20 protein-coding genes are annotated in these 21,466 nt (G+C 70.8%); 10 read left to right on the top strand and 10 right to left on the bottom strand.

Annotated features, from left to right (window positions below):
* Positions 1-35: 35 nt before the first annotated feature.
* Positions 36-2,768 (bottom strand): phosphoenolpyruvate carboxylase, encoded by a 2,733-nt coding sequence (gene ppc / locus BLU79_RS07215; protein WP_093904750.1) that lies wholly within the window; start codon positions 2,766-2,768, stop codon positions 36-38.
* Positions 2,769-3,078: 310 nt separating this feature from the next.
* On the opposite strand from ppc, the gene BLU79_RS07210 reads away from it, so the two are divergent.
* Together BLU79_RS07210 and BLU79_RS07205 are read left to right on the top strand one after the other, a co-directional pair.
* Positions 3,079-4,089, top strand: coding sequence for an acyl-CoA desaturase (locus BLU79_RS07210; protein ID WP_093904749.1), 1,011 nt, complete (start codon positions 3,079-3,081; stop codon positions 4,087-4,089).
* Entirely contained in the window at positions 4,086-4,763 is a 678-nt protein-coding gene (locus BLU79_RS07205; protein WP_093904748.1) for a TetR/AcrR family transcriptional regulator, read from the top strand. Before BLU79_RS07210 ends, BLU79_RS07205 begins: the two co-directional genes overlap by 4 nt.
* A gap of 40 nt (positions 4,764-4,803) precedes the next feature.
* Here BLU79_RS07205 and BLU79_RS07200 read toward each other — a convergent pair whose 3' ends face one another.
* From BLU79_RS07200 to BLU79_RS07190, 3 genes are all read right to left on the bottom strand, one after another.
* The gene (locus BLU79_RS07200) at positions 4,804-4,977 is read right to left on the bottom strand and encodes a CsbD family protein (protein WP_093904747.1); all 174 of its coding nucleotides are present in this window, start codon (positions 4,975-4,977) and stop codon (positions 4,804-4,806) included.
* Positions 4,978-5,040: 63 nt separating this feature from the next.
* Positions 5,041-5,409: a VOC family protein gene (locus BLU79_RS07195; RefSeq protein ID WP_093904746.1), complete on the bottom strand. Its 369-nt coding sequence runs from the start codon at positions 5,407-5,409 to the stop codon at positions 5,041-5,043.
* On the bottom strand, positions 5,409-6,215 hold the full coding sequence (locus tag BLU79_RS07190) for a trans-aconitate 2-methyltransferase (RefSeq protein WP_093904745.1): 807 nt from the start codon (positions 6,213-6,215) through the stop codon (positions 5,409-5,411). The genes BLU79_RS07195 and BLU79_RS07190 overlap by 1 nt, the downstream gene beginning before the upstream one ends.
* Positions 6,216-6,310: 95 nt before the next feature.
* Here BLU79_RS07190 and tamR point away from each other — a divergent pair, with 95 nt between their 5' ends.
* Positions 6,311-6,808, top strand: a complete 498-nt coding sequence (gene tamR / locus BLU79_RS07185) for a MarR family transcriptional regulator TamR (protein ID WP_093904744.1) — start codon at positions 6,311-6,313, stop codon at positions 6,806-6,808.
* 124 nt (positions 6,809-6,932) lie between these two features.
* Here tamR and BLU79_RS07180 read toward each other — a convergent pair whose 3' ends face one another.
* The gene (locus tag BLU79_RS07180; RefSeq protein WP_093904743.1) at positions 6,933-7,706 is read right to left on the bottom strand and encodes a LuxR C-terminal-related transcriptional regulator; all 774 of its coding nucleotides are present in this window, start codon (positions 7,704-7,706) and stop codon (positions 6,933-6,935) included.
* A 271-nt stretch (positions 7,707-7,977) separates the two neighbouring features.
* On the opposite strand from BLU79_RS07180, the gene BLU79_RS07175 reads away from it, so the two are divergent.
* Positions 7,978-8,433 (top strand): GNAT family N-acetyltransferase, encoded by a 456-nt coding sequence (locus BLU79_RS07175; RefSeq protein WP_093904742.1) that lies wholly within the window; start codon positions 7,978-7,980, stop codon positions 8,431-8,433.
* Here the strand turns inward: BLU79_RS07175 and BLU79_RS07170 are convergent.
* Complete coding sequence (locus BLU79_RS07170; protein WP_093904926.1) at positions 8,414-9,583, bottom strand: FAD-dependent monooxygenase; 1,170 nt, start codon at positions 9,581-9,583, stop codon at positions 8,414-8,416. The genes BLU79_RS07175 and BLU79_RS07170 overlap by 20 nt on opposite strands.
* An 82-nt stretch (positions 9,584-9,665) precedes the next feature.
* Here BLU79_RS07170 and BLU79_RS07165 point away from each other — a divergent pair, with 82 nt between their 5' ends.
* Positions 9,666-10,238: a TetR/AcrR family transcriptional regulator gene (locus BLU79_RS07165; RefSeq protein ID WP_093904741.1), complete on the top strand. Its 573-nt coding sequence runs from the start codon at positions 9,666-9,668 to the stop codon at positions 10,236-10,238.
* Between the two features lie 94 nt (positions 10,239-10,332).
* Positions 10,333-12,462: an NACHT domain-containing protein gene (locus BLU79_RS07160; RefSeq protein ID WP_177000902.1), complete on the top strand. Its 2,130-nt coding sequence runs from the start codon at positions 10,333-10,335 to the stop codon at positions 12,460-12,462.
* On the opposite strand, the gene BLU79_RS07155 is transcribed toward BLU79_RS07160, so the two are convergent.
* Positions 12,436-13,269, bottom strand: a complete 834-nt coding sequence (locus BLU79_RS07155; RefSeq protein ID WP_143052465.1) for a hypothetical protein — start codon at positions 13,267-13,269, stop codon at positions 12,436-12,438. The genes BLU79_RS07160 and BLU79_RS07155 overlap by 27 nt on opposite strands.
* A gap of 148 nt (positions 13,270-13,417) precedes the next feature.
* Between BLU79_RS07155 and BLU79_RS07150 the strand changes: the two genes are divergently transcribed.
* Positions 13,418-14,449 carry a hypothetical protein gene (locus BLU79_RS07150; RefSeq protein ID WP_143052464.1) on the top strand — a complete coding sequence of 344 codons (1,032 nt, stop codon included), beginning with the start codon at positions 13,418-13,420 and terminating at the stop codon, positions 14,447-14,449.
* Here BLU79_RS07150 and galK read toward each other — a convergent pair.
* Genes galK through galT form a run of 3 tightly spaced genes read right to left on the bottom strand, consistent with a single transcriptional unit; the run spans position 14,391 to position 17,602 of the window.
* Positions 14,391-15,554: a galactokinase gene (gene galK, locus BLU79_RS07145; protein ID WP_093904737.1), complete on the bottom strand. Its 1,164-nt coding sequence runs from the start codon at positions 15,552-15,554 to the stop codon at positions 14,391-14,393. The genes BLU79_RS07150 and galK overlap by 59 nt on opposite strands.
* Positions 15,555-15,581: 27 nt before the next feature.
* Positions 15,582-16,544: a UDP-glucose 4-epimerase GalE gene (galE, locus tag BLU79_RS07140; RefSeq protein ID WP_093904736.1), complete on the bottom strand. Its 963-nt coding sequence runs from the start codon at positions 16,542-16,544 to the stop codon at positions 15,582-15,584.
* Positions 16,541-17,602, bottom strand: coding sequence for a galactose-1-phosphate uridylyltransferase (galT, locus tag BLU79_RS07135; RefSeq protein WP_093904925.1), 1,062 nt, complete (start codon positions 17,600-17,602; stop codon positions 16,541-16,543). The genes galE and galT overlap by 4 nt, the downstream gene beginning before the upstream one ends.
* Positions 17,603-17,793: 191 nt before the next feature.
* Here galT and BLU79_RS07130 point away from each other — a divergent pair, with 191 nt between their 5' ends.
* From BLU79_RS07130 to BLU79_RS07120, 3 genes are all read left to right on the top strand, one after another.
* Positions 17,794-19,497, top strand: coding sequence for a sodium:solute symporter family protein (locus tag BLU79_RS07130; protein ID WP_093904735.1), 1,704 nt, complete (start codon positions 17,794-17,796; stop codon positions 19,495-19,497).
* Between the two features lie 20 nt (positions 19,498-19,517).
* Positions 19,518-19,886, top strand: coding sequence for a hypothetical protein (locus tag BLU79_RS07125; protein WP_093904734.1), 369 nt, complete (start codon positions 19,518-19,520; stop codon positions 19,884-19,886).
* A gap of 101 nt (positions 19,887-19,987) precedes the next feature.
* Complete coding sequence (locus tag BLU79_RS07120; protein ID WP_177000901.1) at positions 19,988-21,457, top strand: hypothetical protein; 1,470 nt, start codon at positions 19,988-19,990, stop codon at positions 21,455-21,457.
* The last annotated feature ends 9 nt before the right edge of the window (positions 21,458-21,466 follow it).

Below are 21,466 nucleotides of genomic sequence, written 5' to 3'. Positions count from 1 at the left end.
TCGTACGAGCACGGGGGCACCGCTCTTCTCGCTGATCAGCCGGTGTTGCGCAGGCCTGCCGCCACGCCGTTCACGGTGAGGAGCAGGGCGCGGGCGAGGATCGGGTCGGCCTCGGCGCCCGCTGCCGCCGCGTCACGCTGGCGCTTGAGCAGGGTGACCTGGAGGTAGGAGATGGGGTCCAGGTAGGCGTCGCGGATGGCGAAGGTCTGCTTGAGGACCGGGGCGGCGTCGAGGAGTTCCTTCTCGCCGGTGATCTTCAGGACTTCGGCGACGGTGAGGTCGTGCTCGGCGCGGATGGCGTCGAAGACGTGCTTCAGCTCGTCCGGCACGAGGGTGTCGACGTAGTGCGCGGCGATCCGCAGGTCGGTCTTGGCGAGGGTCATCTCGACGTTGGAGATGAAGTTGCGGAAGAAGTGCCACTGTTCGTGCATCTCGTCGAGCACGGTGTCCAGGCCGGCCTCGCGCAGCGCCTTCAGACCGGAGCCCACGCCGAACCAGCCCGGGACGATCTGCCGGGACTGCGTCCAGCCGAACACCCACGGAATGGCGCGCAGGCCGTCGAGCGAGACGCCCGAGCCGGGGCGGCGGGAGGGCCGCGAGCCGAGGTGCAGGTCGGCGAGCTGGTCCACCGGCGTCGACGCGAGGAAGTAGGACGGCAGGTCCGGGTCCTCGACGAGCTTGCGGTAGGCGGCGTGGGCCGCGTCGCTCGCCACGTCCATGGCGGCGTCCCAGCGGGCGAGAGCCTCGTCGGACTGGCGCGGCGCGGTGTGCAGGGCGGAGGCCTGCAGGGTGGCCGCGACGGTCAGTTCCAGGTTCTCCCGGGCCAGTGACGGCACCAGGTACTTGTCGCTGATCACCTCGCCCTGCTCGGTGACCTTGATCTCGCCCTCCAGGGTTCCCCAGGGCTGGGCGAGGATCGCGTCGTGCGAGGGACCGCCGCCGCGGCCGACGGTGCCGCCGCGGCCGTGGAAGAGGCGCAGCCGGACGCCGTAGCGGTGGGCGACGTCACGCAGGCGGCGCTGGGCGCGGTGGATCTCCCACTGCGAGGTGGTGATGCCGCCGAACTTGGAGGAGTCGGAGTAGCCGAGCATGACCTCCTGCACGTCCCCGTTGAGCGCGACCAGGCGCCGGTAGGACGGGTCGGAGAGCATGTCCTCCAGGATCGTGTCGGCGGCCTTGAGCTCGTCCGTGGTCTCCAGGAGCGGGACGATGCCGATCTTGGCCCAGCCGGCGTGCAGGTCGATGAGGCCGGCCTCGCGGGCGAGCACGCTTGCCGCGAAGACGTCGTCGGCACCCTGGCACATGGAGATGATGTACGACTCGATGACCTCGGGTCCGAAGACCTCAAGGGCCCGCTTGACGGTCTGGAACACGCCGAGGGTCTTCTCGCCGGCCGCGTCCACGGGTGCGGGGGTGGGGGCGAGGGGGCGGCGGGAGCGCAGTTCCTTGGCCAGCAGCTTGGCGCGGTAGTCGCGGGGCATGTCGGTGTAGCGCCAGGACTCCTCGCCGAGGCGGTCGAAGAGCTGGCCTAGGGCGTGGTGGTGGGCGTCGGCGTGTTCGCGTACGTCCATGGTGGCGAGCTGGAGCCCGAACGCGGACAGGGTGCGGATCGTACGGTTCATGCGGCCGTCGGCGAACAGCGCGCCCCGGTGCTCGCGCAGCGAGGTCTGGATCAGCGTGAGGTCGGCCAGCAGTTCGCCGGTGCCGAGGTAGTCGCGGCCGGCTTCGTGCGGGATGCCCTTGGCGAGGCGCTGCTTGGTGTTCTCCAGCTTCTGCCGGATGCAGGTGGCCTTGAGCCGGTAGGGCTCCTCGGCGTTGAGGCGCTTGTAGCGGGGGCTGATCTCGGGGAGGGCTTCGAGGTCGGCCTTGAGGGACTCCAGGAGTTCCTCGGTGGCGCCGGTGTAGCGGATGGAGTTCGACAGGAAGCCGCGCAGCTCGTCGATCATCTCCAGCGCGTCGTTGATGCCGTGCTCGTGCTGGAGGATGAGAACGTCCCAGGTCACCTGGGGGGTGACGTTGGGGTTGCCGTCGCGGTCGCCGCCGATCCAGGTGCCGAAGGTGAGGGGGCGGGTGGCCTCGGGGAGCTGGTAGCCGACGCGCTCCAGTTCCGCGGTGAGGTCCTCCAGGACGTCGCCGACGGCGCCGGCGTGGAGCTCGTCGAGGTAGTAGATGGCGTTGCGGGCCTCGTCGGCGGGCTCGGGGCGTACGACGCGGAGCTCGTCCGTCTGCCAGACGAGGTCGATGTTCTCGGCCAGTCGGGTGTCGTGGCGGCGGCGGTCGCCTTCGAGGACCGGGGTCTCCAGCAGCGCGGCGATGCGCCGGAGCTTGTTGAGGACGGAGCGGCGGGCGGCCTCGGTGGGGTGGGCCGTGAACACCGGGCGAACGTTGAGGTGCTCGATCGTCTGGCGCAGGTGCTCGGGGTCGGCGTCCTTGAGGCGGTCGGCCGTACGGGCGAGGAGACCGCCCTCGGCGGCGCGCTTGGCGCGCAGCTCACGGCCGCGGTGGACCTGCTCGGTGACGTTGGCCAGGTGGAAGTAGGTGGAGAAGGCGCGGACCAGCTTGGCCGCGGTGTCCAGCTCCGTACCGCGCAGCAGCTCGGCGGCGGCGTCGCCGTCCTCGCGGGTGAGGCGGCGGACCTTCTCGACGAGGTCGAGGAGCTCGGGGCCCTCCTGCCGGACGAGGGTCTCGCCCAGGAGGTCACCCAGTCGGCGGATGTCGGCTCGCAGCTCACTGCTGGTCGTTGTGGTCTGGTCGTCGGCACTGCTCACAGGTGCGGCTCCTTGCAGTGTTGAAGCTCGTCCGGGAGGGAACCCGGGGCCGGGGCCGCGCGGCGGGTGCCGCATACGGCTCCTGACATCCGGGAAGAAATCAGAGCGGACCGCGCTGTCCGACCGACTCCAAGGATAGGTGTCCGTCCGAACGCGCAGTCTGTCGGGCTCTTGCCGCCGGGCGGCGCACTGCCATACTTACGACGCCGTAGGTTACGGAACCGTAGGGATCGTTGTAACGGAACCTGGGAACAGTTCCTGCGACCCCGGCACCTGCCAAAACCCTCGAAACCCCACAGGGGACGCCCCCATGACCACGAGCTCCGATGTGATCGATGACGCCCCGAAGGCGAACAACGACACCACGATTCCCTCAGCCACACTCGGCGGCGAGAAGAAGGGGTCGCTCGAGCAGTCCGCGCTCCTCCTCTTCATCGTCGTCCCGTTCCTGGCGCTCGCCGCTGCGGTGCCGCTGGCCTGGGGCTGGGGAGTGAGCTGGCTCGACCTCGGTCTGCTGGTCTTCTTCTACTTCTTCGCCTGCCATGGCGTCACGATCGGCTACCACCGCTACTTCACCCACGGCTCCTTCAAGGCGAACCGCCCGCTGCGCATCACTCTCGCCATCGCCGGTTCGATGGCGGTGGAGGGCCCTCTGGTCCGCTGGGTCGCCGATCACCGCAAGCACCACAAGTTCTCCGACGCGGAGGGTGACCCGCACTCCCCGTGGCGTTACGGGGAGACGCTCCCGGCGCTGATGAAGGGCCTGTGGTGGGCGCACATCGGCTGGATGTTCGACGAGGAGCGGACCCCTCAGGACAAGTACGCACCGGACCTGATCAAGGACGGGGCGATCCGCGCGATCTCCCGCCAGTTCCTCTACTGGACGATCCTCTCGCTGGCGCTGCCCGCCCTGATCGGCGGTCTGGTGACGATGTCCTGGTGGGGCGCGTTCACGGGCTTCTTCTGGGGGTCGCTCGTCCGGGTGGCCCTGCTGCACCACGTGACGTGGTCGATCAACTCGATCTGCCACGCGGTGGGCAAGCGGCCGTTCAAGTCGCGTGACCGTTCGGGCAACGTGTGGTGGCTGGCGGTCCTGTCGTGCGGCGAGTCCTGGCACAACCTGCACCACGCCGACCCGACGTCCGCGCGGCACGGTGTGGAGCGCGGGCAGATCGACTCCTCGGCGCGGATCATCCGCTGGTGCGAGATGCTCGGCTGGGCCTCTGACGTGCGCTGGCCGTCACGCTCGCGTATCGATTCGCGCCGGAACACCGAGGAAGGCGGCTCCAGGCGCCGGAAGGAGCCTGCGAAGGCGGCATGATTGACGCCGTGGCGACCGACTCCAGCAGTACCCCCAGCAACGAGAAGCCCCGGCGGGCGCGCCGTACCCGGATGACCGGTGCGGAGCGCCGCCAGCAGCTGCTGGAGATCGGTCGCACCCTTTTCGCCGCGAAGGGTTTCGAGGGCACGTCGGTGGAGGAGATCGCGGCGAAGGCCGGGGTGTCCAAGCCGGTGGTGTACGAGCACTTCGGCGGCAAGGAGGGGCTGTACGCGGTGGTGGTGGACCGCGAGATGCGGCGCCTGCTGGACGGGGTGACCGGCTCGCTGACCGCCGGCCATCCGCGGGAGCTGCTGGAGCAGGCGGCGTTCGCGCTCCTGGACTACATCGAGGAGTACACGGACGGTTTCCGCATCCTGGTCCGTGACTCGCCCATCCCCCAGTCGACGGGTTCCTTCGCCTCGCTGATCTCGGACATCGCCACCCAGGTGGAGGACATCCTGGGCCGCGAGTTCAAGAGCCGCGGCTTCGACCCCAAGCTGGCCCCGCTGTACGCGCAGGCCCTGGTCGGGATGGTCGCCCTGACCGGCCAGTGGTGGCTGGACGTCCGCCGCCCTAAGAAGGCGGAGGTGGCGGCCCATCTGGTGAACCTGGCCTGGCACGGGCTGGACGGCCTGGAGGCGAAGCCGCACTTGATAGGGCGCCGGAAGAACTGAGGCGCGCGGAGCCGGGTGCGTCGGTGCCCGGCCGGGCACGTCAGTGCTTGAAGGTGTCCTTGCCCTTCTCCTTCGCCTGGCGCGCGTCGCCCTTCCTCTGCTCGGTCTTGCCCTCGGCGGTCATCCGCTCGTTGCCGACCATGCGGCCCATCGCTTCCTTGGCCTTGCCCTTGATCTGTTCCTTCTTGGCCCTGGCCTTCTCTTCCTTCGCCACGTTCCTCACTCCCGTAAGGCTCGACGTCGGTGTCATCCAGCGGGTGACCCTCCTCCGCCCGCCTCAAACAGGGGTCACGGGCTCCAGGAACTCCAGCCGGTTGCCCAGGGGGTCGTACGAGTAGAACCGCCGGTGCCCCGGCAGGTTCTCGTCCCACTCCACCCGTGCTCCCCGCGCCGCCAGCCGCGCGGCGTACCCCTCGATCCCGGTGACCCGCAGCCCGGGATGCGCCTTCGTCGCGGGCCGGAAGTCGCCCTCGACGCCGAGATGCAACTGCACGCTCCCCGCCTGGAACCAGCAGCCCCCGCGCGCCGCGAGCACGGGCGGCTTGGGGATCTCGGTCATGCCCAGGACACCCACGTAGTACGTCCGCAGCCGCTCCTCCGATCCCGGCGGGGCTGCGAGCTGGACATGGTCGACGGCAGTGATCATCACGCCTCCTTCCGGGCCACGGCGAAGATCCGGCGGAACGGGAAGGGTGTGCCGTGCGGGCCGGCCGGATAGGCCTCGCGCAGGGCGTTCCGGTAGTCGTGCAGGAAGGCCTCCCGCTGGTCCGGGGCGTCGGCGAGGGCTGTCAGGACCGGCCGCAGTCCCGTCCCCTTCACCCAGTCCAGCACCGGATCCTCGCCGGTCAGGAGATGGATGTACGTCGCCTCCCACACGTCCGCCGCGCAGTCCAGATCGGTGAGCTTCCCCAGATAGGCCTCCGGGGCGAGCACGGCGTCGTCGTGGCGCAGGGTGTCGGTGAGGTCGTGGCGGTGGGCGAGGTCGCGCATCAGGCGGTGGCTGGGGGCGTCGAAGTTGCCGGGGACCTGGAAGGCGAAGGTGCCGCCGGGGCGCAGGCCCCGTACCCAGTCCGCGAACAGGTCCGCGTGCCCGGGCAGCCACTGGAGCGTGGCATTGCTGATGATCAGGTCGTACGGCTCCTCGGGCGTCCATGTCCGTACGTCGGCGTGGGCGAAGTCGAGGCGCCCGCCGCCCGGCGTCGGCCCTTCGTGCTCGGCGTGGGCCTTGTCGAGCATCTCGGCGGAGTTGTCGTAGCCGGTGATGTGCGCGGTGGGCCAGCGTCCGGCGAGCAGGGCGGTGACGTTGCCGGGGCCGCAGCCGAGGTCGGCGATGCGGGGGCGGTCGCCCGGCAGGTCGGGGACGCGGGCGAGGAGGTCGGTGAAGGCGCGGGCGCGGTGGTCGGCGTGGCGCAGGTACTGGGCGGGGTCCCAGGTGGGGGCGGCAGCGGACATGGCAGAGGCCTCCTGTCTCTCGCTCTCCAGCCTGCCCCCAAAGATATCTTGACGTCAAGAGACTTCACGTCGACACAACCACTACACTGATCGTCATGGAGGACGAGGTCGATCGGCTGGTCGCAGCGTGGCGCCGGGAGCGCCCGGACCTCGACGTGGAACCGCTCGAGGTGCTCAGCCGGGTGAGCAGACTGGCCCGGCATCTGGATCGCGCACGCCGGCTGGCCTTCTCCGAGCACAGCCTGGAGCCCTGGGAGTTCGACGTGCTGACCGCGCTCAGGCGCGCGGGAACGCCGTACCAACTCTCCCCGGGCCAGCTGCTGACGCAGACTCTGGTGACCTCGGGCACGATGACCAACCGCATCGACCGGCTGGCCAAGAAGGGCCTGGTGGAGCGCCTCCCCGACCCCAGCGACCGGCGCGGAGTGCTGGTGCGCCTCACCGACGAGGGCCGCGACCGCGCGGACCAGGCGCTCGCCGGTCTGCTGGACCAGGAGCGCGCGATTCTCTCCGAGCTCTCCCGGGCGCAACGGGGCGAACTGGCAGGTCTGCTGCGCCAGTTGACGGCGCCGTTCGACAACATCCCTGGGTAGGCACTCCACTGAGGGGGCCGTCGATCGTCTGCGGCGCCGTCGTGGCTGGTCGCGCCCACGCGGCGGAGCCGCAAATCGATACAGCCCCGCGCCCCTAACGGGGCGCTGCCGCTCAGGGCGTTGATCAGGCGCTGCTGCTTTCCTCCGGCAAGATCCGTGCGGTCGGCCCCAGATCCACCGGCCCCACCCCGGCCCGCCTCGCAAGGGCGACCGCGGCCAGTGTCGAGTGGACTCCCAGCTTGCCCAGGACGTTCTGCATATGGGTGCGGACGGTGTGCGGGGAGAGATACAGGCGCTCGGCGACTGCCTTGCGCCCCAGTCCCGCCACCATGCACCGCAGGACCTCCCGCTCCCTCGGCGTCAGCGACTCCACCAGCCGTTCGCTCTCGGTGCGGTGCTTGCGCGCGGCCGTCAGCTCCCGCAGGACGCCCGTGAGCAGGGCCGGCGGCAGATGGGTCTCGTCGCGCAGGACGCCGCGGATGACGGTGAGCAGCCGGGACAGCGAGCAGTCCTTGGCCACCCAGCCGGACGCCCCGGCCTGCAGGGCGAGCGCGGCCCGGCGCGGATCGTCCTTCTCGGCGAGGACGACGATCCGTACGGCGGGCTGCCCGGAACGGACCCCGGCGACCAGCGAGATGCCGTCGACGAGCCCGTCCTCGCCCACCTCCTGAACGGGTACGGCCGGCCGGACGCCCGGCACACTGCCGCCCAGGTCGGCGTCGACGAGCAGCACGTCGTACCGGCGCCCCTCCGCCGCCGCGCGCTCCAGACTGCGCAGCGCGGCCGGACCGCTGCCCGCGGCGGAGACGTCGACATCGGGCTCGGCCGCCAGGGCGGCGGCGAGCGACTCGGCGAAGATGCGATGGTCGTCGACGACCAGGACTCGGATGCGAAGCACGAAACCCCCTTCCCCAAGCTCTCGAAGAGCAGGGGATACCCCATCGTCAAAGGACGACACCGGGAGACGAACACCTTCGCGGGCACGATGCCCGAAGCGCGGATGGCCGCACGGCCGCCGCCGTGCAAGAACTGCTACCCCCACTTCGGGCGTCGTACCCGACCTGTCTCGCCCCCTGATCAGCACCGGCCCCCACCGGTGCTGCTCATCAGAGTACGGGCGGGGGGCAGGAGCGGAAGGTAATTTGCAGAACTGGTTGGCCGACGCGTTTATGGTGAGCCGCATGTTTCGTCTGGAGACAGAAGTCGACAAGTCCCGGCAGGATCTGCTCCGGCGGCGGCTGCGGGACACCAATACCGCGGCCTCCCCGATCCTGCGCGCCCTGCGCGGAACCCCAGGTGAACGTGAACTTCCGCTCCAGGTATGGGCATTGGACGACTCCGGCGACGTGGCCGGCGGGCTGGTCGGTCACACCTGGACCACCTGGCTCCATGTGACGTACCTCTGGGTCGACGAACGCCATCGCGGCGCCCGTCTCGGTTCGCATTTGCTCGCACGCGCGGAGCGCATGGCCCGCCTGGAACGGGGCTGCACCTCCGCACGCGTGGAGACGTGGGACTTCCAGGCGCCGGAGTTCTACAAGAAGCGCGGGTACGACGTGGTGTGCGTGATCCCGGACTATCCCCCCGGGATCACGGAGTACACGCTCACCAAGCGGCTGGGGTGAGCCGCGGCGGCGTCCAGGCGTGGTGCCGTAGGACGCCGTGTCTGGCGAGGCGGAACGGGGTCAGGCGGACGGCCGTGTTGCGTACGGCGACGGCGAGCGGGTTGGTGAGCTGGTGCCCCATGCGCCCGGCCTGGCGGGCGGCGCGTGCGACCGCCTGGCTGCGCGGGCGGCGCTCGGCGTCGTAGCGGGCGAGGGCCGCCTCGGGCGTGGACTCGGCCGCGAGCGCGGCGGCCAGGACGACCGCGTCCTCAAGGGCCTGGCAGGCGCCCTGCCCGAGGTTCGGGGTCATGGCATGGGCGGCGTCACCGAGCAGGGCGACGCGTCCGGCCGTGTACGACGGCAGGGGGACGGCGAGTTCGTGGACGTCGTGGTGGAGGACGTCGGCGGGGCGGGTGGCCGCGAGCAGGGCGGGAACCGGGTCGTGCCAGTCGCCGAAGCGGCGGCGTACGGCGCCGAGTGGATCGGAATGCCGTACACCCGCCGCCGTTTTGACGACCGCGTGCCACTCGGCCCGTCCGTCGGCGAAGGCGATGTGCCCGAACTCGACGCCTCTTCCCCAGCTCAGCTCGAAGTCGGTGCGCAGTTCGACGGGGTGCTCGGTGATGGCGCGCAGCACCGTGGAGCCGGAGTAGGCGGGGCCGGGGTGGTGGGGGAAGAGGGCGGTGCGCAGACGGCTGTCGACTCCGTCGGCGGCGATCACGAGGTCGGCGTCGCGCGGTGCTCCCTCGCAGGTGACGCGGGGTCGGGTGGGGTCGGAGAGGTCGAGGCCGGTCGCCTCGGTGCCGATCACGAGGGACTCGGGCGGGAGAGCCGAGCGCAGCGCCCGGTGCAGGGCCGCCCGCGGAATGCCGACGATGGGCGTCCCCACGACGCGCTCGACGGCGGCCCCGTCCATCCGCGCGAGCCAGTGCCCGCCCGGGGTGCGGGTACCGCCGGTGTACTGCCCCCGGCCCGCGGCCCGCACGGCGTCGCCCACGCCGAGAGCGTCCAGGGCGTGGATGCCGTTGGCAGCGAGGGAGATCCCGGCGCCGACGTCGGCGAGGGCGGGCGCCTGCTCGACGACGGTCACGTCCCAGCCGACCAGCCGCAGTCCGAGGGCCGCGGCGAGCCCTCCGATGCCTCCGCCTACGACTACAGCACTGCGCCCCATGACCATCCCCCTTCATCCACCATTTCTACATCTGTAGAAATTCGAGCATAGGCCAGGCCTTCTACTGCTGTAGAAAGGGGGCGTGGCAACCGAACGACGCACCGCCCTCGCCGACGCCGCCGTCACCGTGCTCGCCGAGGAGGGGATGCGGGGCCTGACCCACCGAGCCGTGGACCGCGCGGCGGGCCTGCCGCCGGGGACGACATCGGCGTACCACCGCACCCGCCAGGCCCTGCTCACAGCCCTGGTCCGCCGCCTGGTCGAACTGGACCAGGCCGAACTCCAGGCGGCCGGCGAGGCCCTGCCGATGCCCCGCACCCCCGGCGAACTCACCGACGCGCTGACCGATTTCATCGCCCAGCGCCTGACCGGCCCCGCCCGCACCCGCACCCTGGCCCGCTACATCTGCACGGTGGAGAGCGTCCGCCACCCCGAACTCCGCGCGATCCTCACCCCGCACGACAACGCGGCCCACACCGCCGTCCGCACCTTCCTGTCCGACCACGGCGTCCCGGACCCGGCGGGCCGCACTCTCACGCTGCTGTACTGCGTCGACGGGTTGGTCTTCAGCGGGCTGGCGACGGGGCGGAGGGTGGCGCGGGAGGAGGTCGAAGGGCTGGTGGTGGCGGCGCTGCGGGGGGCCGACCCGGTCTGATCCGGACCGTCCTCGCCCATGCCCTCGCCGGAATCGCAAGGCGATGATCCGTCACCCTATGGACGGCCATGTCGAGTTGGGATTTCATGACTGCATGACGAGCAGAGAGCGGTGGACCCTGGCTCTCTGGTTGGCCGGGATCGCAGTGGCCGTCTGGGCGGTGATCCGGTTCGGGCTGGAGCCGGTGACGGCGGCGCTGGGGATCGGTGGGACGCTGCTCATCGCCTCGCCCGCCAGGTCTCTCTTCCAGCGCACCTGGGCGTGGAGCGCCGAGCGCAGCGAGGGGGCGCAACTCGACGCCGCCGCAGCCGCGTTGAACCACGCGATCGAGCGGCACTGGACCACCGAGGCGGGCCGTCGCAAGCAGCATCTCGCGGTGGACCGGATCCCCGTCCTGTGGGACACCGTCCGCGAACCGCCCTCCCGTACGACGCCCGCCGGGGACGCCGGCCCGCTGACCCGGCACGGCACCCTCGACGCGCTGATCGACGACTACCTCGCCCACCCCTCCCGGCTGGTCATCGTCGGCGACGCGGGATCCGGCAAGACGGGCCTGTGCGTCGATCTGACCCTCGCCCTGTGCCGCCGGGGCGACCTGGGCCGCATCCCCGTACTGCTCCAGCTGTCCGCCTGGGACCCGGAGACGAGCTTCCAGGACTGGATCGTCCGGCGTCTCACCGAGGACTACCGGTTTCTCGGCGACACCGTGAAGTACGGCTCCGGTGCGGCCAGGGAGCTGCTGGTCCACCGCAGGCTGCTCCCGGTCCTCGACGGGCTCGACGAACTGCCTCCCGAGGCGCGGGGGCAGGTGCTGCGTGCCCTGCGGGAGAACACGCACCTGCCGACGGACACCGTGCTGACCTGCCGCACCGAGGAGTTCCACGCGACGACGGCCGAGGAGCCGCTGCCGGACAGCCGCACCGTGCGTCTGCTGCCCGTCGCCATCGAGGACTCCCTCACCTATCTGGAGTCCCACTTCCCCGACGACCTGGACCGCTGGGCACCCGTCCTGCACAGTCTGCGGACCGACCCGACGGGACCGTTGGCCGCCGCCCTGTCCCGGCCGCTGCTGCTCTTCCTGACCCGTGCCACCTACCAGCCCCGGGGCAGCTCACCGCGTGACCTCCTCGACGACGGCCGGTTCCCCACCAGCGAGGCGATCGAGGCCTATCTGCTCGACATGTTCGTCCCCGTCGTCTTCGACTCGCCGCCCGTGGGCGCCGACGACGGCAATCCGGGCCGCCCCGCACGCCACTGGCCGGCGCCCGCGGCACTGCGGTATCTGCGGTTCCTCGCCTCCCGGCTGGACTCCCGCCGCCGCGCCGGGGAACACGGCACCACCGATCTGCGCTGGTGGGAGCTGCGCGAGCTGGCAGGTGTGCCGGGTTACGCCTTCGTCGTGATACCCGGCGTGATCGGGACGGTCGCCTGCTGTCTGCTCGGTCTGCTCCTGTTCGGCCTCTTCGGGCGGCCCGCGTTCGGCGCCCTCTTCGGCGGCTCGGTCGGCCTGGTCTTCAGCCCGCTCCTCGGGCTCGTACGCACGGAGCCGCCGCGGCGATTCGCGCCACGCCGCTCCGCACAGCACCGGCGTCTGGTCCTGCGGCCCCTGCTCCTCGACCTCGGGTTCGGCCTGATCGGGGCGGTCACCGGAGGGCTCATCGCGGGGCTGCTGTACTCCGTGACATACGGGATCGCGGCCGGTCTGGCCTACGGTGTGGTCTTTTCCACCGCTCGCCGGTTCACCCGCCCCACCGAGCCGAAGCAGGCGATCACACCGCTGAGGTCACTGCGGGACGACCGTGACGCGGTGCTGTACGCCTGGCTGTTCGGCTCCGCGGCGGGCGCGGGCGTGGGCGGCCTGCTGGCCACCGCCGGCATCCACAAGGCGCGCTACGACCTGGTCTTCTCGGCGTCCCCCACGCTGACGGGCATCGCCGGCGCCCTGGTCGGCGCGCTGCTCGCCGGAGCCGGACTCGGCATGGTCGTCCTGTCGACGAGCGCCTGGGGTCACTTCAACACGACCCGGTGGTGGCTGGCCTGGCACGGCCGTACCCCCTGGCACCTGGTCACCTTCCTCGACGACGCCTACCGGCTGGGCGTGCTGCGCTCCACGGGGGCGCAGTACCAGTTCCGGCACGCGAGCCTCCAGCACCACTTGGCTTCGGTGGGCCCGGCCGTCTCCCCCGCGCCGACGGGCTCAGCCGATCAGACGGCCGCCGGCTGACGAGTCGGCCGGTGCGGCGGGGAACCCGTCGGGTGACGCCGTGAAGAGCAGGGGTGTGCCCAGGGCCCAGAACGTGGTGCGGCTCGGCCAGTACCTCCCCTGCCGGGTCCGGGACGTCTCGGCGTGGTAGGCGGCCTCGGGGAAACGGACGCGCCCGGAGCGCAGCCGCCCCGCGGTGACGACCGTCTGGATGTCCGTGAGGTCCGCGTAGACCGCGCCGAGGGCCGCGTACTGCCGGCCGGCCAGCGGAAACGTGAACTCGACGGTGATCCTTGAGATCGGCCCGGACTCCCGCTCCGACGCCTGTCTGTCCAGCAGGTCCCGCACCTCGTCGGAGCGTGCCAGTTCGTAGCTCGCCTCGTCCCGGCGATCGAGCCCGGGCCCCTGGCGCCCCTGAACCGTGCAGCGCACGACCTCGAACCAGGTGTCGCGCAGGGCCGCACTCTGCGCCGCCAGCCACCGCTGCTCGTAGTGGCGCTGCCGCCTCTCCGTCCTGCCCAGCGCGAACACCCGGGCCAGCAGCCACAGCGCCAGTGCCGCGACGACCCACCTCAGATACGGCCGCGCCTCGGGGGTCACCGCGAACTGCACGGCGACCAGAAGCACCACGATCAGCGCGAAGCCCCGACGATTCGCCCGCTGCGCCTCGGCGAAGCGGGGAGCGTTCAGCCGTACGAGAAGAACCCTGGCCAGGGCCGCGGGTCGCGAATCCGGCGGATACAGCGGCACTTGCAGATCGGGCCGCAGCATGACGCCCCGTCGGCCCGGCTGGCCCGACGACTCGACTGCTCCTGGTGAAGTGTCCACATCGACCGTCCATTCCGGACCGGTTGTACCCCCGTTTAGACCGTACCCGAACGCCGCGCCGCGTCACCCCCTCTTGGGTGCGCGAGGGGCGCACGGGCGGTGCGACGGTATGGACTACGCGCGACGGCCCACGGTAAGGCTTCACCGCATGGGGGAGGCCAGGAGCGACAGACGACGTGATGCGGCGGCGGTCTTACGGTGTGCGGTCTCGGCGCGGGGATGGGGGTCGCTCGCCCGGTTCCTGTGCGCCGACTCCCGGCAGGTGGTCCGTGCCTTCGACCGGACCGTGCTCCCCCTGGTCGAGCGCACGGTGCCCGACCCCGCCCAGCGCCGCACGATCCACGCGACGTTGCTCGGCACCGGCATGAAGGTGGGGTTCGCCCTGTGGGGGTACGCGTCCATGGCGCGCGTACCCTTCGACGCCGAACTGACCGTCCTGGGCAGCTCGTTCACCCGCCTCTACGACGATCTCGTCGACCACGGCGACCGGGAGGGCCTGGACACCGACCTGGCGTCCCTGTTCGCCGACGAACCCCGTGAGCCCTTCCACCCCCGCAGTCACCTGGAGGAACTGCTGCTCCTGCTGTACGACGCCCTGGCCGTACGGCTGCCCCACCCGCCCGACGACCCGATCCATCCCCTCCTGCGCGAACTCCACGCGTTCCAACTGCGTTCCCGCGCCCAGCGGGACCCCCGGATCGCCCTGCCGGAAGTCCTGGAGATCACGCGCGGAAAGGGCGGGCTGGGCATGGTCGCCCTGCTCTCCCTGCTCCGCCCCGGGATGTCCGAGCCGGAGCAGGAGCTGCTCGGCGAGCTGGGGTACGTCTTCCAACTCCTCGACGACCTGCACGATCTCACCCTCGACCGGGCCGACGGCCTCACGACCAGCGCGACGCTGAACGCCTTCTCCCTGGCCGAACTGGCCGCCCGCGTCGAGGGCCTGCGCTCCCGCTTCACCGCCCACTACGGGAGCGCCCGCCCCTTGACCGTCCACCTCGCCCTGACCCTCATCGGGGTCCCGCTGGCGACTCGTCGACGAGCCGGGCACCACGCTCGGCCGCGGCTGAGGACCGGCTCGTGGGCTCTGTTGTTCTCCCGAGCCGGAAACATCAGGCTTGAGGTCAGCCCACCCGCCGAGCCCCCGCCGCCGGCACCGCCTCGAACACCCGGGGCGCGGTGAACCCGGCGGCGCCGAAGGCCTCTTCGACCGCCTTGGTGATGGTCGCGACGTCGGCCTCCTCCGCCAGCACGATCGCCGAGCCGCCGAAGCCGCCGCCCGTCATGCGGGCGCCCAGGGCGCCGCCGGCCAGGGCGGTGTCCACGACCAGGTCCAGCTCGGGGCAGGAGATGCGGAAGTCGTCCCGCAGCGAGGCGTGCCCCTCCGTCAGGACCGGGCCGATGGCGCGGGTCTCGCCCGACTCCAGCAGGGCGACGACGCGCTCGACGCGCTGGTCCTCGGTAACGACGTGGCGCACCAGGCGCCGTACCTCCTCGTCGTCGCCGAGCCGGTCGAGCGCCGCGGACAGGTCGTCGTAGGCGACATCCCGGAGCGCGTCGACGCCCAGCAGTGCGGCACCCTTCTCGCAGCCCGCGCGGCGCTTGCCGTACTCGCCCTCGCTGTGGGAGTGCTTGACCTGGGTGTCGACGACCAGCAGGCGCATGCCCTCGGCGGCCAGGTCGAAGGGGATCTGCTTCTGGGAGAGGTCGCGGGTGTCGAGGAACAGGGCGTGGCCGGACTCGCAGCAGGCGGACGCCGTCTGGTCCATGATCCCGACCGGGGCGCCGACGTACACGTTCTCCGCGCGCTGGCAGAGGCGGGCCAGCTGCCAGCCCTTCTGACCCAGGCTGTAGAGGTCGTTCAGGGCGAGTGCGACCACGACCTCCAGTGCCGCCGACGACGACAGGCCCGCGCCCGCCGGGACCGTCGAGGCCAGGTGGATGTCGGCGCCGGTCACCGGGTGGCCGGCCTCACGCAGGGCCCAGAGCACGCCCGACGGGTACGCCGTCCAGTTCCGGTCCGACTCGGGGGCCAGATCGTCGAGCCGCAGCTCCACCACACCGCCCTCGACGTCCGCCGAGTGCAGCCGCAGGACGCCGTCCGCACGCCGTGAGACCGCCGCGATCGCGGTGTGCGGCAGCGCGAACGGCATGACGAAGCCGTCGTTGTAGTCGGTGTGCTCGCCGATCAGGTTGACCCGGCCCGGCGCGGCCCACACCCCTTCCGGCTCGGCCCCGTACAGCTCCTTGAACCGCTGGGCGACCCCGGCTGCCGTGTCGACGCTCATCCCCTGCCCCTGACCTTTCCGTACGTTCTACTTGCCGCGCTGCTGCGCGAACTCCCACGCGTCCGCGACGATCCCGGCGAGGTCCGCGCGGGACGGGTTCCAGCCGAGCCGCTCGCGGGCGGCGTCGGCGGAGGCGACCAGGACCGCCGGGTCGCCGCCCCGGCGCGGGGCCACGACCTCGGGGATCGGGTGCCCGGTGACCTGGCGGACGGTCTCGATGACCTCGCGGACGGAGAAGCCGTTGCCGTTGCCGAGGTTGCAGATGAGGTGCTCGCCCGGCCGGGCGGCCTCGAGCGCGAGCAGGTGGGCGTCGGCCAGGTCGGCGACGTGGATGTAGTCGCGCACGCAGGTGCCGTCCGGCGTCGGGTAGTCGTCACCGAAGACGGAGATCGCGTCGCGCCTGCCCTGGGCGACCTGGAGGACGAGCGGGATGAGGTGCGACTCGGGGTCGTGGCGCTCGCCGCAGTCGCCGTAGGCGCCCGCGACGTTGAAGTAGCGGAGGCTGACCGCGCCCAGCCCGTGGGCCGCCGCCTCGCCGGTGATCATGTGGTCGACGGCGAGCTTGGAGGCGCCGTACGGGTTGGTGGGCTGCGTCGGCGCCGACTCGACGATCGGCACCTCCTTCGGCTCGCCGTACGTGGCCGCCGTGGAGGAGAAGACGAGCTTGCGCACACCGGCCTCGCGCATGGCGCCGAGCAGGGCCATGGTGCCGCCGACGTTGTTGTCCCAGTACTTCTCGGGCTTCACGACCGACTCGCCGACCTGCGAGAACGCGGCGAAGTGGAGCACCGCGTCGAAGGAGGAGTCCAGCCACTTGGCGGCGTCGCGGATGTCGCCCTCGACGAAGGACGCCCCGGACGGCACACCCTCACGGAAGCCGGTGGAGAGGTTGTCGAGTACGACGACCTCCTCGCCCGCCTCGATCAGGTGCTGCGCGACCACGCTGCCCACGTAGCCCGCGCCACCGGTGACCAGAAACTTCCCGCTCATGTACTCGCTACCTCTCGCAGTCGCTCGGCCGCGCGCTCCGGCGGCACGTCGTTGATGAACACGCTCATGCCGGATTCGGAACCCGCGAGAAACTTCAGCTTGCCGGAAGTGCGGCGGATGGTGAAAAGCTCGAGGTGAAGCGCGAAGTCCTCACGGACGACGCCCTCGAAATCCTCCAGCATGCCGAACGGCGCCTGGTGCCAGGCGGCGATGTACGGCGTCGGAGGCTCCCCTTCCCCGAAGATCCGGTCGAAGCGCCTCAAGAGTTCCAGATAAACCTGGGGAAACTCTGAGCGTGCCTCCTCGTCGAGGGCGAGCAGATCGGGCACCCGGCGCTTCGGGTACAGGTGGACCTCGTACGGCCAGTGCGCGGCGTACGGCACGAAGGCCACCCAGTGTTCACTCTCCAGGACGACCCGCTCGTCGGCGAGTTCACGCTCCAGGACGGCGTCGAAGAGGTTCTCCCCGCCGGTCGCGTCCTTGTGCGCCGCGACCGAGCGCAGCATCAGGGCGGTGCGCGGGGTGGTGAAGGGGTAGGCGTAGATCTGCCCGTGCGGGTGGCCGAGGGTGACACCGATCTCGGCGCCGCGGTTCTCGAAGCAGAAGACCTGCTCGACGGAGGGCAGCGAGGACAGCTCCGAGGTGCGGTCGGTCCATGCGTCGAGCACGAGCCGCGCCTGCTCCTCGGTCAGGTCGGCGAAGGACGCGTTGTGGTCGGAGGTGAAGCAGACGACCTCGCAGCGGCCGGAGTCCCCGGCGAGCGAGGGAAAGCGGTTCTCGAACACGGCGGCGTCGTACGACGAGTCCGGGATCTCGCTCAGGCGGTCGCCCTCGGAGGGGCACAGCGGGCACTCGTCGGCCGGCGGGTGGTACGTCCGCCCCTGCCGGTGCGAGGCGATGGCGACCGCGTCACCGAGCAGCACGTCGTGACGGACCTCGGACGTGGTGACGGTCCGGTCCAGGGGACGGCGGTCGACCGCGTCCCGCACCGTGTCGTCACGCAGGTCGTAGTAGATGAGCTCACGACCGTCGGCCAGTCGGGTCGAGGTCTTCTTCACGCCGGACTCCATTTCGAGCCACTCAGGTCTTCCGAGACTCTCCATCAAACAGAACTAAACACAGAGAAACACAACTCACCAGGGCAGTCAACATCACAATCAAACAAAGAGCGTCACGGGGCGTGTTCAATTACTGAACGCAGGGGCGTAGGTTCCGCGCTGTATCGGTTCGCCAAACGAAGCGAGTACATATGCACACCCCCACACAAACCCCCACATACTCCCCCACCCCTCTCGCCGCCGAGCTACGGCTCCCCACGAACTGGCTCGACTACACGCTGCTCGGCATCTACTTCGTCGTCGTGCTGGGCATCGGCTTCGCGGCCCGCCGCTCGGTGAAGACCACCCTCGACTTCTTCCTCTCGGGCCGCTCCCTGCCCGCCTGGGTCACGGGCCTCGCCTTCATCTCCGCCAACCTGGCCGCCACCGAGATCCTCGGGATGGCCGCCAACAGCGCGCAGTACGGTGCGTACACCGTCCACTGGTACTGGATCGGCGCCATCCCGGCCATGGTCTTCCTCGGCCTGGTGATGATGCCCTTCTACTACGGCAGCAAGGTCCGCTCGGTCCCCGAGTTCCTGCTGCTGCGCTTCGACAAGTGGGCGCACCTGCTCAGCTCGATCCTGTTCGCCTGCGCCGCGATCCTGATCGCCGGTGTGAACCTCTACGCCCTGGCGATCGTGGTGGAGGCCCTGCTCGGCTGGCCCCAGTGGGTCGCGATCGTCGTAGCGGGCTTCTTCGTGCTCGCGTACATCACCCTCGGCGGGCTGTCCTCCGCGATCTACAACGAGGTCCTGCAGTTCTTCGTGATCCTGGCGGCCCTCATCCCCATCACGGTGCTGTCCCTGAAGAAGGTGGGCGGCTGGGACGGCCTGAGCGACAAACTGACCCAGACCCACGGCGACGACTTCGTCACCGCCTGGGGCGGCACCGGCATCGGCGACGCGAACCCGCTGGGCGCGAACTGGCTGACGATCGTGCTCGGCCTCGGCTTCGTACTGTCCTTCGGCTACTGGACGACGAACTTCGCCGAGGTCCAGCGCGCGCTCTCCGCGAAGAACCTCTCCGCGGCCCAGCGCACCCCGCTGATCGCGGCGTTCCCGAAGATCTTCATCGTGTTCCTGGTGATGATCCCGGGACTGGCCGCCGCCGCCCTGATCCCCGGCTTCGGCACCGAGGAGTCGGGCTACCAGTACAACGACGCCATCCCGTACCTGATGGAGGGCCTGCTGCCGAACGGCGTGCTGGGCATCGCGGTGACCGGCCTGCTGGCCGCCTTCATGGCGGGCATGGCGGCGAACGTGTCGTCCTTCAACACGGTGTTCACCACGGACATCTGGGCCAAGTACGTGGTGACGGACCGCGAGGACTCCTACTACGTCCGCTTCGGCCGCCTGATCACGGCGATCGGTGTGCTGGCGTCGATCGGCACGGCGTTCCTCGCCTCCTCCTTCTCCAACATCATGAGCTACCTCCAGGCCCTGTTCTCCTTCTTCAACGTGCCGATGTTCGTGGTCTTCATCATCGGCATGTTCTGGAAGCGGGCGTCGATGAAGTCGGGCTTCTGGGGTCTGCTGGCCGGCACGACGGCGGCGATGGTGAACTACTTCGTCCTCTACAAGCAGGACATCATCTCCATCCCCTCCGACCAGGGCGCCAACTTCGTCTCCGCGATCGCGGGCTTCGTGGCCGGCGGGGTCGTCATGGTGGCCGTCTCCCTCTTCACGGCACCGAAACCGACGGAGGAACTCCAAGGGCTGGTCTACGGCACCCGCTCCCCCGGCATGGCCGAGCCGCCGGCACCGGGCGACGAGGCCTGGTACCGGAAGCCTGCGCTGCTGGGGTGGGGAGCGATCGTGCTGGCGGCCGCCTGCTACATCCCGTTCTCCTTCTGACGACCGGAGGTTGAGAGACCATGACCGAGAACTCCGACCACTCCGAGCACCCGGACCACCTCGACCACTCCGCGCGCCACGGGTACTCCGAGCAGGACCTCCAGCGGGAATTCGCCGAGCTGGAGGGGAAGTCCGAGACAGCCGCCCGCCTCTTCGACATCCGGCGCATCATCGGCGGCCTCTTCGTGCTCTACGGCGTCATCGTCACGATCGTCGGCCTCACCGACGACGACGCCGCGATCGAGAAGGCCGAGGGCATCAACATCAATCTCTGGACCGGCCTGGGGATGCTGCTCCTCGGCCTGTTCTTCCTGGGGTGGCTGAAGTTGAGGCCTACGGCTCCGCCGCCGCCGGACGTGCAGGAGCCGTCGGACGTGCAGAAACAGTGAGGGAGATCCAGCTCGACGTCTGCCGCGACGCCACCGACAGTAAAGTTTTGGGCAAGCGCGGCTGATCTGCGCGCGGCCAAGAGTTTCTGTGGAGCGTTCGGGTGAGCAGTGGGTGGACCGTGGACGAGGCCCGGAACGGCACCGGCGAGATGACCGGTGCCCAACTCCTCTTCCTCAGCGGGAGATTCGTCGCCGCGGCCACCCCGCTCGCCCTCGTGGCGCTGACCGCCGCGTGGCTCCTGCTGGGGGCCACGCCGGTGCGCGACGCGATCATGTGTGGCTCCCTGGCGCTGCTCACCGCATGCCTGGTGATCCTGGCCGTGGCGGTGGTACGCGGAGGCGGCCGGTCCCGTGGGGACACCTACCGGCTGGCCGCACGGGCTGCGTCGGCGACCCCCGGCCACGGCGAAGGCACCGTGCCGCTTCGGCTGGGCGGTGCGCGCGGGCAGTCGATCCGCATGGTGTGCGTGCTGGTCGCCGTTCCCACGCTGCTGGCGCTCTGGGGAACGCTGGGCGCCGCCGACACGCGGGGTACGGGCACGAGTGCCGCGCTGGCCGAGGCGGATGCGGTGATCGAGCCGCTGCCGATCGTGAAGATCGAGAACGAGGTGGCGGAGGGCAGCAGCCGCCGCGCCGATGCCACCGCCGACTTCACCGTCCTGCTTCCTTCGACGGCCGGGCGGGACGGTGTGCGCGCGACCTTCGAGGCGACCACCAATCAGCGCCGGGCCGTCGGCAGCGATCTGTATGTGGCGTACGTTCCGGACCGGCCCGAGCTGGGTGCCATCGGTGACGACCAACGCGAGGACGTGGAGCGCCAGCTCGCCGGGCGGGCCGTGGAGGTCGGCACCGCCTGGCTGATCGCCGGGCTGTGGGTCCTGGTGACCCTCGCCCTGGCCGTCGGCTGGTGGGTGACGGACAGCACGCGGCGCCGCGCGCGCACCGTCGGCTCCGACTGGCAGGCCCTGCGGGTCACCGTCACCGGGGCCGGCGAGCACGTCGACGCGCCGCCGCCCGGCGGTACTTCGCCGGCCGACGAGCGCAAGCAGCGGGAGAACACCCGCCGCCTGAAGGGCCTGGTCCTCCAGGGCAGCGGCGGGGACATCCCCTTCCACTCCCAGATGTCCAGCGAGGCCGCCGGTCACGCGCTGTCCGGTACACACGGCTGGCTGCTGTGGAATCCGCGACGCCGCCGGGGCCGGGACGTCCTGGCCGACCTGGTGGGTGACGACGGCTGGCAGCTGCCCGGCGCGGTGCCGGTCCCGGTGGCCGAGCAGACCACGAAGGCAGGCCACACCGTCCCCACCCCTCCCGACCCGCAGCGGCACGTCCGGCCCCTGGACCTCGGCGCGGGCTGGCTCGCGACGGCCTCCGTACCGGTGCTCGCGGGCTGGGCGGTGGCATACGGCTGCCTGGCCGCCCTGCTGCTGATCCCGGACGACGGCACGTGGCGGCCGTGGACCGCCGCGGCGGGAGTGCTGATCCCGGCCCTCGGTTTCGCCTGGCAGGGCACGGCAGACGAAGAGGGCCACGCGGATCGGGCCCCGCACACGAGCGAGCGGGATGGCTGACCAGCCAGC

It is taken from the genome of Streptomyces sp. cf386, from assembly GCF_900103585.1.
Taxonomy (GTDB): Bacteria; Actinomycetota; Actinomycetes; order Streptomycetales; family Streptomycetaceae; genus Streptomyces.
The sequence above is the reverse complement of the archived record's forward strand: the minus strand, read 5'-3'. Positions and strand labels throughout refer to the sequence as shown.

Excerpts from the sequence above, each read along its gene's own strand:
- BLU79_RS07210 (WP_093904749.1), top strand. The coding sequence starts at position 3,079 with ATGACCACGAGCTCCGATGTGATCGATGACGCCCCGAAGGCGAACAAC.
- BLU79_RS07205 (WP_093904748.1), top strand. The coding sequence starts at position 4,086 with ATGATTGACGCCGTGGCGACCGACTCCAGCAGTACCCCCAGCAACGAG.
- BLU79_RS07195 (WP_093904746.1), bottom strand. The coding sequence starts at position 5,409 with ATGATCACTGCCGTCGACCATGTCCAGCTCGCAGCCCCGCCGGGATCG.
- BLU79_RS07190 (WP_093904745.1), bottom strand. The coding sequence starts at position 6,215 with ATGTCCGCTGCCGCCCCCACCTGGGACCCCGCCCAGTACCTGCGCCAC.
- tamR (WP_093904744.1), top strand. The coding sequence starts at position 6,311 with ATGGAGGACGAGGTCGATCGGCTGGTCGCAGCGTGGCGCCGGGAGCGC.
- BLU79_RS07175 (WP_093904742.1), top strand. The coding sequence starts at position 7,978 with ATGGTGAGCCGCATGTTTCGTCTGGAGACAGAAGTCGACAAGTCCCGG.
- BLU79_RS07170 (WP_093904926.1), bottom strand. The coding sequence starts at position 9,583 with ATGGGGCGCAGTGCTGTAGTCGTAGGCGGAGGCATCGGAGGGCTCGCC.
- BLU79_RS07160 (WP_177000902.1), top strand. The coding sequence starts at position 10,333 with ATGACGAGCAGAGAGCGGTGGACCCTGGCTCTCTGGTTGGCCGGGATC.
- BLU79_RS07150 (WP_143052464.1), top strand. The coding sequence starts at position 13,418 with ATGGGGGAGGCCAGGAGCGACAGACGACGTGATGCGGCGGCGGTCTTA.
- galK (WP_093904737.1), bottom strand. The coding sequence starts at position 15,554 with ATGAGCGTCGACACGGCAGCCGGGGTCGCCCAGCGGTTCAAGGAGCTG.
- galE (WP_093904736.1), bottom strand. The coding sequence starts at position 16,544 with ATGAGCGGGAAGTTTCTGGTCACCGGTGGCGCGGGCTACGTGGGCAGC.
- BLU79_RS07130 (WP_093904735.1), top strand. The coding sequence starts at position 17,794 with ATGCACACCCCCACACAAACCCCCACATACTCCCCCACCCCTCTCGCC.
- BLU79_RS07125 (WP_093904734.1), top strand. The coding sequence starts at position 19,518 with ATGACCGAGAACTCCGACCACTCCGAGCACCCGGACCACCTCGACCAC.